Below are 11787 nucleotides of genomic sequence, written 5' to 3' on the forward strand. Positions count from 1 at the left end.
TGGAGAACATGAAAAAGCCGCCTTCCGGTTCGACGCGGAAGGCGGCCTGAATCTGCATTCGGATACAGCTAAAGCTGCGGGCCCCACTTCCCTACGCCGGTATGATCCGGATCAGGTTCCAAGGGTCCGCGCAGCCCATGCGCGTCTCAGCCTTTCTGAAAGGCTCCCCCAGTGGCAGTTCATGTTCAGTTTTCACACCCACTATATCATGGACAGAATATTTTGCAAGAGGCGCTTTACCTGCTGATCCTGCCGACCGAGTCCCGGATGAGCGCTTCCGCCAGGTCCGGCTTCAGGTGCTCCGGCTCAAGAAACGCGTGAAGCGCCAGCCCATCGACGATTGAATAAAGCCGCTCCGCCTCGAGCCCGATGTCCAGGTCCTCTCTCAGCACCCCTTCATAGTTCAGAAAGTCGAAAAGCTTGCTGACAGCCCCGCGGAGCGCATGGCCGGGTGCGCCCTCCAAATCCTTCCGGTGGCGGACATGCGCCTGGAAGGTAAACCACACATCCATTTCCGCCCGCCGCTCCTCGTCGACCGGCACAATCTCCAGCAGCACCCGGATCACTTTTTCCTTGGGAGGAAGCTCCTCCTGCAGGATGCTCAGCGCCCGTTTTTCCACGCGCTCATTGACAAGGCGCATCGCGTACACCAGCAGTTCATCCTGGTCCTTGAAATAATGCCGCAGGGCACCCGTTGACAGCCCCGCTTCCCCGGCAATGTTCCGAACCGTCGCCCCTTCCATGCCCTTTTCCAGGATGACCCGCCACATGGCTTCCGCAATCTGCTCGCGCCGCTTTTCATGATTCACGATTTTTGGCATACCTCTAGTATACCATCGGTTTTTAAATAAAACACTTGTGCTAATTAAAAAGTGCGTGTTAAAATCTAAATAACACAAACGTATTAAAAAGGAGTGCAAACATGAGCGTTATCGCCTTCCTGATCATCGCCGCGGAAGTCGGATTCTGGGTATTTATCGCAGCAGGTCTTGTCACGCGCTATCTGCTTGGAAAGAAACGGCTTGGGCTGCTGCTGCTGGCCATGACACCGGTGCTCGACCTGATTTTGCTGATTGCGACGACTTATGACATCCTTGCCAATGATGCGACCGCCACGGCCGCCCACGGCATTGCCGCCATCTACCTGGGTGTCTCGCTCACGTTCGGAAAGCGGATGATCCGGTGGGCGGATGAACGCTTCCGCTATCACATCATGAAAAAAGGGCCGAGGCCGGTGAAGCGGTACGGCTACGACCATGCCAGGCACGAACTCTCGGGCAGCCTCCTTCATGTTCTGGCCTGGGTGCTCGGCGGAGGTTACCTCTTCCTCCTGATCCGCCTCGCGGGAAATCCGGAGCAGACCGAAGTCCTCCTGCAGATTCTGAAAGTCTGGACGCTCGTCGCCGCCATCGACCTTGCCCTTTCACTCTCCTATTTTATCTGGCCGAGAAAAGCCAAAACGGACAGCGCCCGCTGAGGGGCTGTCCCTATCTGTTGTATAACAAAGAAAGGTTTCCGCATGCCTTTCTAAAGGGAAGAGTGGAAGAAACTGTCCGAAACGGACACGGGAGTGATGGGATGGATCCGTATATTTTCGGGGCATTTGCCCTTGCTTATCTCGGACTGCTAATCTGGTCCGTCAACAAACAAAGGCATTGGACGCTGATGAGCGTCATCTTGCTCGTCATGCTGGCACTTGTTTATGACAACGGCATCCTGGCGGTCGGAAGCCTGATCGGGGAAGGGGCCCTGCTGGAGGGGCTGAATGCTGCGCGCTTCTGGCTTCACGCCCTTGTGACGCCGACCCTGATCTTATTCTCGCTCGGCGCGATGCGGCAGGCCGGAATTGAGTGGGCACAAAAAAGCTGGGCGGCCCTGCTGTTCTGGGCGGCCGCCATTGCCGCGGTCGTCGTCGAATACACCACCGTGCTCAGCGGCCTGAAGCTGGAGAAAAGCGAAAGCTATGGCGTGCTGAGCTACTCTTCAGCGGAGGAAGCATCCGGACCGCCTGCCATGATCCTGATCGTTCTCGCAGCGCTTCTGGTTGCCGGGATCTTCCTTGCATGGAAGGCCGGTTCCTGGTGGATGCTCGCCGGTACGGTTGCCATGACCATCGGCAGCATGTTCAATCCGGACATCCCGAGCGACGCCGCGACGAACTTGTTCGAACTGATCCTGATTGCTTCGCTTGCGGTCACGAAGGTGAAGATGGAGGACAAAGAAACCGGGAACACGGAGGCCGCTGCCCCTGTGAGGGAATAATGGCCGGGAAGCAGACTGCATCGGGACAATCAAAAGCCGGCCGCACCCATTTACCGGGTGCGGACGGCTTATTTATGAGTGTATTTCTCTTTTCAATCTTTCCAGCTCGTCCAACATCGCCGGACGCCTCCGATAATCGGCTTCAAGTCGGACGATCAGCGATTCCACCTGAACTTTTCCAATTGTTCCGATGCCGGCTTTAAGAATATTGCACAACTCCCGGTATTGGCCCCGGTTGGAAGACCGCTTGGCAGTATCCATGATGTAGGTCTCATAAATTTCCGCGACTTCTTCCGGATATTCACCGGCCAACCGTTTACCGTAGGAAGTGATCGAGGACGGTTTCGCCCAAGAACGGGCCATCATTTCCGGAAGGTCGTTTTCCTGGTCAATCAGGGAGAGGAAAACTCGCTCGGCCCTCCACGTTCCGGCATCCTTAAGTTTTTGCTTGGCTGTTTCATATAGTTGGCCAGAGTCTGCTGATAGCTCACGAAGTTCCCCGTAATAGTTCAATTCTCCGTCGACCAGCAGCATCCAGGCGAGTTTCTCGGCTTCCCGTTTCTGTCCGGTCTCTTTGTGCAAATTGAACCGCATTGCGCGCCATTTCTTCATAAGCCCAGCGTCCTCGCTGTCCTGCTCTTCCCCCTGCCTCGCCAGTTCAATCGCCTCTTTAAATGCACCTGCGTTGGCCGCGCGGCGGATGGCTTCCTCCCGTACATTTGAATATTGCACATACTCATCCAGAAACCGGTTCAGTTCCTCTTCGCTGCCGCCCCGGACAATCAGTTCCATCTGTATATCCAGAAGGTCACGCCGATCGTATTCATCCGCTTTGCGGAACAATTCCATGATCCATTCCATCAATCTTTTCCTGAAATCAGGGACGTCAGCCAATTCCAGCGCGGCAAAAAGCAAATTGTGGCTGATATACTTCCACTCATCAAAAACCTTGTCTGCGCTCCAGACCACTATGCGCTCAAGCAATTTCTCACCGGCTTCACGTTCTTCTTTCGCAGCTTCCTCTGCTGCCTGACGAATCGTTTCTATTGCACTGTCAATCAGCAATTCGAAACTTCCCCCGGAATCATCAGCGTATTTCAGAGCACCGACCGCCTTACGAAGAATGCGCCAGGCAACCTCCGCCTTGAGCACAGGATCCTCCACATCACTTCTCTTATCCAGCAACTCTTCCATGTCATCCGCATAATCCATCGTTTCGGCATAGCCGATAAATCCATAACGGTCCGAGTAATTGTCCTCAATTTTCTCGATCGCTCTTTCCACTCCGCTTATGTAGGAACCGTCACCAGCCGGCTTGCCATGCCCAATCAGTTTCTCCCGAAGCAATTGATCTTTCTGTGCCTGCTCCAGCAGCAGCGAGATCAGCTCTTTCCGAGGCATGGCCTCCAGGATCTTGGTCAGCTCTGCTGACGGGACTGAATTCGACAGCCTGCGCTCCTGCAAAATCTTCCGAATCTCATAATAAGCGGCTGCTTCATGCTTGCAGACCGGTCCCATATCGTACGGACAACTGCATTCTGAATAAAGAATGTCCCCGTTAGCCTCTACTACAAGAGACACTTCATAGTCGGTTGTGCCTTCCACAACTACTTCAAATTCACCGCCAGTGATTTCACGGACATCTGTCACACGGCCCTCCAGGAAGTAGCGATGAGCACGTTTAAGGATCACTTCGCTGATCCTGTTTTCAAAATGGGTCAGGTTCACTTTCAGCACCCCCTACTTCTGCGAGTTCGCATTTTATCGATCAGCCCTTGCTCTTCAGCCTCTTCCCAGGTAATCAGAGCGTTTCCTCTTTTTGCGTTTCTCCATATACCCTTCCCCCAGTCGAATTTATTTTATCGAAAGGCCTACCATGGTTCAAAACAAGGGCTGCACACACAAAACACCCGGGCGCTCCCTTTTCAGATAGCGGCCGGGTGTGAAATTCATGGTCAATCTTCCAGAAGCCGGGTGATGCGCTTTTCCAGCATGGACATGCCGCCTTCACCCGCCTGGAAGTGGCGGAGACGTCCGCTTTTGTCAAAGACATAATAGGCGGGAACATACCGGTTGCCGAATTCAGCAGTCAGCTTGCTTCTGCTGTCGACGAAGACAGGATGCGTAATGCCGTGCGCCGCGGCCGCTTCCCTGACCTTCCCCGGGTCTGTGTCTTCCCTCGAGCGCGGCATATGGACCGCGATGACATTCAGCCGGTCCCGGTACTTGTCACGGATTGCGCTGACATCGGGCATCATGTCCTTGCAGAGGCGGCAGCTGACGGACCAGAAATGGATCAGCGTCGGACGTTCACCGACCAGATCCGCCCTGGTTTTCACACCGTTCAACCAATCGGTTGCGCCGTGGAGCTCGGGCATCGGTGTGCGAAGTTTCATCAGATCTCCTCCTGTTTAAAAGGTCCCCGGCCCGGGTCAGTTCGCGGCGCGGCGGCCTCCCATTTGCAGGCCCTGCAGTACCCGGAGCGTCTCATCGATATCTCTGCCGATGTCTTCACGGAAGGCAGTCTGATAGCGGAGTTCGCCTTCAGGACTGATGATGAAGAGACCGCGGAGCGCGATGCCCTCTTCTTCAATGAGCATGCCGTAATCCCGGGAAACAGCGAGCTTCCGGTCCGAGGCAAGCGGGAAGTTCAGACCTCCGGGGCCGTTGTTCTTGCGGGCGATTCCGACCCAGGCGAGGTGGGCGTGGACCGTGTCCGTCGAGATCCCGATGACTTCGGCATTCAGCTCCGCAAACTCAACCTGGCGGTCGGAAAACGCCGTGAGCTCGGCCGGGCTTGATTGAGAGAAGTTCATCGGGTAAAAAATCAGGACCGTCCATCTGCCCTTTTTCATGTTTTCCTCCAGGCTGACCGTGCCGAATTCCCTGCTCGGCAGGACGGCCTTCATCTCAAAGCGGGGTGCCGGATTACCGATCATTCTTTCCACCATTGTGCCTACCCCCTTAATTTAAAGAAAATTCAAACTAAATTTAAGGAAAGAATAGCAGAACAATGGCCGGTTTTCAATGGTTCAATTGCCCTTCCTATGCTCTTCAAGCTGCCGGATCTCGCGGGTCAGCTCCAGGAAACGGGTGTCTAGACCTGCATAATCCGGATCGCCCGGTGATAGCAGGCTGAGTTTGCCGAGGACCGCCTGGCGCTCTGTCTCAAGCCGCAGGCGCTCTTCTTCCATCACCTTGCCGTCCCTGTCCTTCCCTTCCCCGCTCCGCTTTTCTTCCCATTCAGCGGGCGTCATCGGGAGTTTCCGGACGGTCCCTTCCGCGAATACGAGGATGCCATCCGCCAGCTTCCCTGTAAAGTACCGGTCGTGTGATGCAAACAGGAGCGTTCCCGGGAATGTGCCGAGTGTCCGCTCCAGCTCTTCCCGGGACGGCAGGTCGAGGTGGTTGGTCGGCTCATCAAGGAGCAGGACATCTGTCCCTTCCAGGATGAACCGCATCAGCTTCACCTTGAGCCGCTCGCCCATGCTCAGCCGGGAAAGCGGAAGTGTCCAGTGCTGCGCGGTAAAGCCGAGATTCGCCAGGTCGGTCCGGAGCTTTCCCTGCTGTTCGAACGTGGCGGCGGAAAAGTAGGCCTCCATCGTCTTCCCGAGGGGCAGGTCCAGCACCGACTGGCTGAGCACGCCGACCGTCATCCCTTCCGTCCGCCAGATCTCCCCTTCATGCGGCTCTTCGCCAAGCAGCATGCGGAATAGCGTCGTCTTGCCCGAGCCGTTCGGTCCTAGAAGGGCGAGGCGTTCTCCGGACAATACGGTAAAACGCACATCACGGAAAAGCGTCCGTTTTCCGAATGATTTCGAAACGTCCCGGAGTTCGAATACCCTCATGCCCTTTCGACGGCCGCCTTTTACGTCGAACGTAACGGACGCCTCTTCTTCCGGCTTTTCCACGCCATCCTTCTCCAGCTCGGCTTCGAGGCGTTTGCGCTTGGAGCGGATCTGAATGTCCTTTTTCTTTGCTTTGACCCGGTAGTACTCCTTCATGCCGCCTTTTTTCGTCGATTCCCGGTGCGCCCTGTCCGACCAGTCGGACAGTTGCGAAAGCTGTTCCTCGACCCGCGCGACTTTTTTCTGCTGTTGTTCGTAGTGCCTTTGCTGCGCGGCACGCGCAGCTTCCTTCTTGTTCCGGTAATTGGTGTAGTTGCCCTCGTATTCGGTGAGGGTGCCATGGTCCAGCTCCCATATGCTGTCCGCGACCCGATCGATGAAATGACGGTCATGAGACACGACAATGAAGGTCGACCGGCTTTCGCTGATCTGTCCGATCAGGCGCTCCAGCGCTTCCCGGTCGAGGTGGTTGGTCGGTTCGTCGAGCAGCACGAGCCGGCTTGGTTCCACAAGGGCGGCGGATAGGCGGAGCTTCATCCGCTCACCCCCGCTCGCGGTATTGTATGCAACCTCATCGGATAAGCGCCATTTCTTCCGTTCGGCCAGCACTTCGCCTGTTTCAGCCGGCAGGTCCGGCGCTACCTCCTCCTGCCGGAAATAAGTGACGGAAGGGCGCTTCCCGTGCCAGCGCACCCGTCCCGAAGACGGCTCCCGTCTGCCTGCAATCCGCTCCATCAGCGTCGATTTGCCCGCACCGTTCGGACCGACAAGCGCGATGACCGCGCCTTCCGGTATATCAGCCGATACCTTCTCAAAAATCGTGACATCCCCGTAGACGACGGTGAGTTCCTCCAGTCTTCCAAGCAACATACAGATTCCTCCCTGTTTCCTGGAGGGCATGAAAAAGCCCCCCCGGCCATAGTGGCCGGAGGGATCCGAAAAACGCCTCATTTACGCGTCGTCAAACAAGCCGCACGGTTGCGGCCGCAGTTCGGGATGACGATGGAAAAATGGGCAGACGGATCCCGCCGACGTTCGAAAAAAGCATCCGATTCGTCTAAAGCGCTCCGTCACTTGTCCATCTTCCCATTCGTCATTCCTTTCCGAATTAAGTTGAGTCCAGATTATCATATGACCTGAGGGCCGGCAACTATGCCCAAGAAAACCCGGCGCCTGATGCGCCGGGCACTCCTCATTGTTCGATGACCCGCTCGATCCGGTCCTCCACCATGTCGAGGCCGGTCCGGCCCGCCTGATAGTGGCGGAGCTGGCCTTCCCTGTCGAAGACATAGTACGCCGGAGCCAGCTCATTTTCAAAGGCGTCGGTGAGCTTGTACTCACTGTCGACGAACACCGGCTGGGTGAGACCGTACTGGTCCGCCGCCTCCCGGATTTTGTCCATGTCATTGTCTGCGCCGGTGAGCGGCATATGGACCGCCACGACATTCAGATCATCCTTGTACTTGTCCCGCAGTTCGTTTACTTCGGGCATCGTTTCCTTGCAGATGCTGCAGCTGACGGCCCAGAAATGGATGAGCGTCGGCTTGTCGCCGACCAGCTCCGCCTTCGTTTTTTCACCGTTCAGCCATGCGGTCGCGCCGGACAGTTCCGGCATCGGTTCATGCAGTTTCATCGGGAATCCCCTCCTGTTGCATAAGTTTCCCGGGAAATGAAACGTTGAAACAGTGGTTTTAGGTGGGACAGTTAATATTAGACTGATTTAAGGTGCCGGTTTGCGCTCCCGGGAGAGCTAATGTTAAGCCTCCTCGCCGTATTCTTCAAACTCACGCACCTAATCTTCAAACTCACGCACCTAATCTTCAAACTCACGCACCTAATCTTCAAACTCGCGCCCGTATTCTTCAAACTCGCCGGATCCCCATCAAAAAACAGCCGGAGTTAGCCTCCGGCTGCACATTAGCCCTCTTTCACAAACTCGATAAACGCATCCACTTTCTGATCAAGGAACTCCAGCGTGGACCCGTCGGTCAGGCTGCCCGATTCGCCTTCGAATTTCTGCTGGGCAAAGTTGACGAGCACTTCGTTTCCGCCCGGAGGCAGCACTTTGGCGGAGACGCCGGGCGCGACCAGGATCTGCCGCAGGTGGATCTGCGCGCGGAGTGTTCCGGCCATGCCCATGGATGCGCCCAGCGGGAAGACCGGCTTGCCGACCATAACCCGCTCGCCCCTGGACGTCCAGTCCAGCGCGTTTTTCAAAACACCCGGAACCGACCAGTTGTACTCCGGCGTCACGATGATGATCGCGTCCGCATCCAGCACTTTCTGCTTGAACTCCTTCACGACAGCAGGCGGATCCAGCTCCTCGTCCTGGTCGAAATGAGGCAGCGCGCCGATATCGGCAATCTCCATCTCGAATTTATCCTGATAGCGTTCCTGCATCGTCTCGGCCAGCCGGCGGTTAAACGATTCCTTCCGCAGGCTGCCGACCAGTGTCAGTACCTTCACATGAATCTCCTCCCCTTATGTAGACCTCTTCTATCTTCGGTCAAAAGGTCGGAAGATTTCAAGTACTTAATTTACCAGGCTTAATCAGTGTCATTTTCTCTGAGCTTTTCCTGCTCATCATTCCCCTTTTCCCTGATGTCTTCCCGGATTTTGTTCCCTTCCTCACTGGCTTCATCCCTGATTGCCTGGAACCCTTCCTGGACGTGGTCCAGCATCAGCCCGGTGCGCTCACTGATCATATCGATGATATCGGAACTCTCTACTCCCTCCATCTGACCCTCCAGATCATACGCGAGAAGCTTCTGGCGGGTCTGCTCGTCATACAGAAGAAGTTTGGCTTCCGTCTCCTTGTCATAGGCATCCAGCGCATAGTCGGTGCTTTGGTCATAGGTGCTGTTGATGTTTTCGTTGACCCAGTCGAACCAGTCATTGATGAGCGCCGTGCGCTCTTCACTGAACGTATTTTTCAGCTCTTCTGCAGTGTCGGCCCGGAGGTATTCCCCGCCTCCCGCTTCTGCGATGGACTCAAGCGATTGACGTTCTTCTTCCGCGATATCAAAGCCGATAATATTGACGACAGCCCGGATGCCTTCCTGCTGCATGCTTTTTGCCGCAGCGACCGCGTCCCCGCCGCATGTTTCCTTGCCGTCGCTGACGACGTAGACGACATTCTGTGCACCGTCACCGTGCTGCTTCAGATCGGCGGCCGCCTCTTCCATCGCAAGGCCGATCGGCGTATAGCCCGTAGGCGCAACCGTGTCCAGCGCCTTCCTGAAGGAAGCCGCATCATAACTGTCCAGGGCATACACTTCTTCCGTCGTGGAGCAGGAAAGTTCCTTCCCGTCCGGCTGGTTGGATCCCGCATGTCCGTAGATTCTGAGAGAGACATTCGCATTGTCCGGCAGGCTGCCCGCAAAACCGGTGATCGCTTCCTTGGCAAGATCCATCTTTGAACGCCCTTCCATCTGTCCGGCCATGCTGCCGCTGGCATCCAGCAAAATCTGGACGTTCAGCGGAGGGGCATCTGCCGGGATTTCTTCCCCGGATTCCGCGTCGGGCGTATCGGTCAGCTCTCCATAATCGATTTCAGTGGTCTCCAATATCTCCTGATAAGGCCGGTAATCAGCCGAAGTCAGTGACACGATCGCCCGAAAATAGTCTTCCGGATCCAGTCCTTCCGGCCACTGGCCGATTTCCGCCCGGACCGCTTCCTCATCGTATTGGTCGCCTCCATACGGACCCGGGCCGGTTTTCATCCATCCCTCCACGTCCCCCATTTCCACCATGAAGGCAGGGTCAATCATTTCACGCGAGCCTGCATTGCCGGACTTCTCTACTTCCCCGGACGCCGCTTCATCCTTTACTTCAGTTTCTTCTGCAGGTTCTTGCCCGCCGGATTCGGGAGCAGCTTCTTCCCCGCTGCATGCCCCGATTCCCAATATGCCAGCTGCTGCAAGGCCGATGATCCATTTTCTCATTTTGGCGGCTGCGCCCCCTCAGGCCGCACCCTTCCCTCCTGTTTCGCAATCTGTACAGCCAAATGTTTATCCCTGCCCGAGCGCTCTGCCCGCCTGCCGTCCCGAGAACAGGCAGCCGCCGAGGAAGGTGCCTTCAAGCGAGCGGTAGCCGTGGACACCGCCCCCGCCGAAGCCTGCCGCCTCTCCTGCGGCATAGAGGCCCGGAACCGGTTTGCCGTCCGCCCCCAGGACCTGGCCCGACAGGTTGGTCTGAAGGCCGCCGAGCGTCTTCCGGCTGACGATGTTCAGGCGGACGGCGATCAGCGGACCGGCTGCGGGATCAAGGATGCGATGCGGAGGGGCGACACGGACAAGCTTGTCGCCCATTGACGCACGTGCGCTCCGGATTGCCATCACCTGGAGGTCCTTGGCGAACTTGTTGTCGATCTCGCGGTCCCGCGCCCGGATCTGCCGCTCCATCTCCTCAAGGAAGATGCGCTCCTCGCCGACCAGGTCGTTCATGCCGTCGACCAGCTCCGGAAGCGTCCGTGCGACGACAAAGTCCTCGCCCCGCTTCATGAATTTCTCGACGGGCTCCGGTGCACCCGGGAGCACCCGGGATAGGATCATCCGGATGCTTTTGCCGGTCAGGTCCGGGTTCTGCTCGGAGCCGGACAGGGCGAACTCCTTCTCGATCATCTTTTTCGTCAGGACGAACCAGGAATAGTCGTAGCCGCTTTTCCCGATCGCCTGGAGCGTCGACAGTGTGTCAAAGCCCGGGAAGTTGGGCGCGCCGAACCGCTGCCCTTCCGCGTCAAACCAGAGCGGAGACGGCCCGGGCAGGATGCGGATGCCGTGATTCGGCCAGACCGGATCATAGTTTTGGATGCCTTCCGTGTAGTGCCACATGCGGTCGCGGTTGACGAGCCGCCCGCCTGCCCTTTCCGCCTCTCCGAGCAGCTGCCCGTCAACATAGGCGGGCACGCCTGACAGCATGCGTTCAGGCGGCGTGCCGAGGCGCTCCGGCCAGTTTTTCCTGACCAGTTCATGGTTGCCGCCGATCCCGCCGCTTGTCATGAGCACCGCGCCTGCGCGCGCTTCAAAGAGCCGCTCCACTTCACGGGTGGTCTTTTCGCCGCGCGGGCGGTCGTCCGCCGCCAGCTTTTCCCCGCGCACACCCGTTACCGTCCCGTTTTCCGTAATGAATTCCGTCACCCGGTGGCGCGGCAGGTAGTGGACGAGTCCTTCATGGATCCCCTGTCGGACCTTTTCCGCGAACGGCCTGACAATCCCCGGGCCTGTTCCCCACACGATATGAAAGCGCGGGACGGAATTGCCGTGTCCGTCCGCGAGGCTACCGCCGCGCTCCGCCCAGCCGACAACCGGGAAAAACCGGACGCCGAGCGACCGGAGCCACTCGCGCTTTTCGCCCGCGGCAAAGTCGACATACGCCTTTGCCCACTGATAGCCCCACTCATCCTCGTCATTCATCCGGTCGAATCCTGCCGTTCCGAGCCAGTCCTGCCAGGCCAGATCATGGGAGTCTTTGATGCCCATCCGGCGCTGCTCCGGCGAATCCACGAGAAACAGCCCGCCGAACGACCACCAGGCCTGCCCGCCGAAATTCGACGCCGGCTCCTGATCGAGGAGCAGGACCTTCTTCCCCGCTTCCGCCAGTTCCGCTGCGGCAACCAGCCCCGCGAGTCCGTGCCCGACCGTGATTACGTCGTATTCCATCCCCATCCCGCCTTCCG

Annotated in this window: 11 protein-coding genes and 1 riboswitch; of the genes, 2 read left to right on the top strand and 9 right to left on the bottom strand. The window is 57.4% G+C overall.

Annotation, left to right across the window (positions count from 1 at the left end; all coding sequences use genetic code 11):
• Positions 1-71: 71 nt before the first annotated feature.
• A riboswitch (TPP riboswitch) is annotated at positions 72-180 on the bottom strand.
• Between the two features lie 56 nt (positions 181-236).
• The gene (locus C772_RS08145; RefSeq protein WP_008298982.1) at positions 237-821 is read right to left on the bottom strand and encodes a TetR/AcrR family transcriptional regulator; all 585 of its coding nucleotides are present in this window, start codon (positions 819-821) and stop codon (positions 237-239) included.
• A gap of 101 nt (positions 822-922) precedes the next feature.
• Between C772_RS08145 and C772_RS08150 the strand changes: the two genes are divergently transcribed.
• Positions 923-1477, top strand: a complete 555-nt coding sequence (locus C772_RS08150; RefSeq protein WP_008298984.1) for a hypothetical protein — start codon at positions 923-925, stop codon at positions 1475-1477.
• A 101-nt stretch (positions 1478-1578) separates the two neighbouring features.
• Positions 1579-2262 (top strand): hypothetical protein, encoded by a 684-nt coding sequence (locus tag C772_RS08155; RefSeq protein ID WP_008298986.1) that lies wholly within the window; start codon positions 1579-1581, stop codon positions 2260-2262.
• A gap of 72 nt (positions 2263-2334) precedes the next feature.
• Here C772_RS08155 and C772_RS08160 read toward each other — a convergent pair whose 3' ends face one another.
• From C772_RS08160 to C772_RS08195, 8 genes are all read right to left on the bottom strand, one after another.
• Positions 2335-3990 (bottom strand): SWIM zinc finger family protein, encoded by a 1656-nt coding sequence (locus C772_RS08160; protein ID WP_008298988.1) that lies wholly within the window; start codon positions 3988-3990, stop codon positions 2335-2337.
• A gap of 227 nt (positions 3991-4217) precedes the next feature.
• Complete coding sequence (locus tag C772_RS08165) at positions 4218-4658, bottom strand: redoxin domain-containing protein (RefSeq protein ID WP_008298991.1); 441 nt, start codon at positions 4656-4658, stop codon at positions 4218-4220.
• Positions 4659-4694: 36 nt separating this feature from the next.
• Positions 4695-5213 carry a peroxiredoxin gene (locus C772_RS08170; protein ID WP_008298994.1) on the bottom strand — a complete coding sequence of 173 codons (519 nt, stop codon included), beginning with the start codon at positions 5211-5213 and terminating at the stop codon, positions 4695-4697.
• A gap of 81 nt (positions 5214-5294) precedes the next feature.
• Positions 5295-6980 carry a ribosomal protection-like ABC-F family protein gene (gene abc-f, locus C772_RS08175; protein WP_008298996.1) on the bottom strand — a complete coding sequence of 562 codons (1686 nt, stop codon included), beginning with the start codon at positions 6978-6980 and terminating at the stop codon, positions 5295-5297.
• 322 nt (positions 6981-7302) lie between these two features.
• Positions 7303-7743, bottom strand: a complete 441-nt coding sequence (locus C772_RS08180; protein WP_008298999.1) for a TlpA family protein disulfide reductase — start codon at positions 7741-7743, stop codon at positions 7303-7305.
• A 284-nt stretch (positions 7744-8027) separates the two neighbouring features.
• A complete protein-coding gene (locus C772_RS08185; RefSeq protein ID WP_008299003.1) occupies positions 8028-8576 on the bottom strand; it encodes an NADPH-dependent FMN reductase in 549 nt (182 codons plus the stop codon).
• Between the two features lie 80 nt (positions 8577-8656).
• Entirely contained in the window at positions 8657-10054 is a 1398-nt protein-coding gene (locus C772_RS16100; protein ID WP_008299005.1) for a vWA domain-containing protein, read from the bottom strand.
• Positions 10055-10120: 66 nt separating this feature from the next.
• Positions 10121-11770, bottom strand: a complete 1650-nt coding sequence (locus C772_RS08195; RefSeq protein WP_008299007.1) for an FAD-binding dehydrogenase — start codon at positions 11768-11770, stop codon at positions 10121-10123.
• Positions 11771-11787: the final 17 nt, after the last annotated feature.

The sequence above is a fragment of the Bhargavaea cecembensis DSE10 genome (assembly GCF_000348905.1).
Lineage (GTDB): Bacteria > Bacillota > Bacilli > Bacillales_A > Planococcaceae > Bhargavaea > Bhargavaea cecembensis.

Excerpts from the sequence above, each read along its gene's own strand:
- C772_RS08145 (WP_008298982.1), bottom strand. The coding sequence starts at position 821 with ATGCCAAAAATCGTGAATCATGAAAAGCGGCGCGAGCAGATTGCGGAA.
- C772_RS08150 (WP_008298984.1), top strand. The coding sequence starts at position 923 with ATGAGCGTTATCGCCTTCCTGATCATCGCCGCGGAAGTCGGATTCTGG.
- C772_RS08155 (WP_008298986.1), top strand. The coding sequence starts at position 1,579 with ATGGATCCGTATATTTTCGGGGCATTTGCCCTTGCTTATCTCGGACTG.
- C772_RS08165 (WP_008298991.1), bottom strand. The coding sequence starts at position 4,658 with ATGAAACTTCGCACACCGATGCCCGAGCTCCACGGCGCAACCGATTGG.
- C772_RS08170 (WP_008298994.1), bottom strand. The coding sequence starts at position 5,213 with ATGGTGGAAAGAATGATCGGTAATCCGGCACCCCGCTTTGAGATGAAG.
- abc-f (WP_008298996.1), bottom strand. The coding sequence starts at position 6,980 with ATGTTGCTTGGAAGACTGGAGGAACTCACCGTCGTCTACGGGGATGTC.
- C772_RS08180 (WP_008298999.1), bottom strand. The coding sequence starts at position 7,743 with ATGAAACTGCATGAACCGATGCCGGAACTGTCCGGCGCGACCGCATGG.
- C772_RS16100 (WP_008299005.1), bottom strand. The coding sequence starts at position 10,054 with ATGAGAAAATGGATCATCGGCCTTGCAGCAGCTGGCATATTGGGAATC.
- C772_RS08195 (WP_008299007.1), bottom strand. The coding sequence starts at position 11,770 with ATGGAATACGACGTAATCACGGTCGGGCACGGACTCGCGGGGCTGGTT.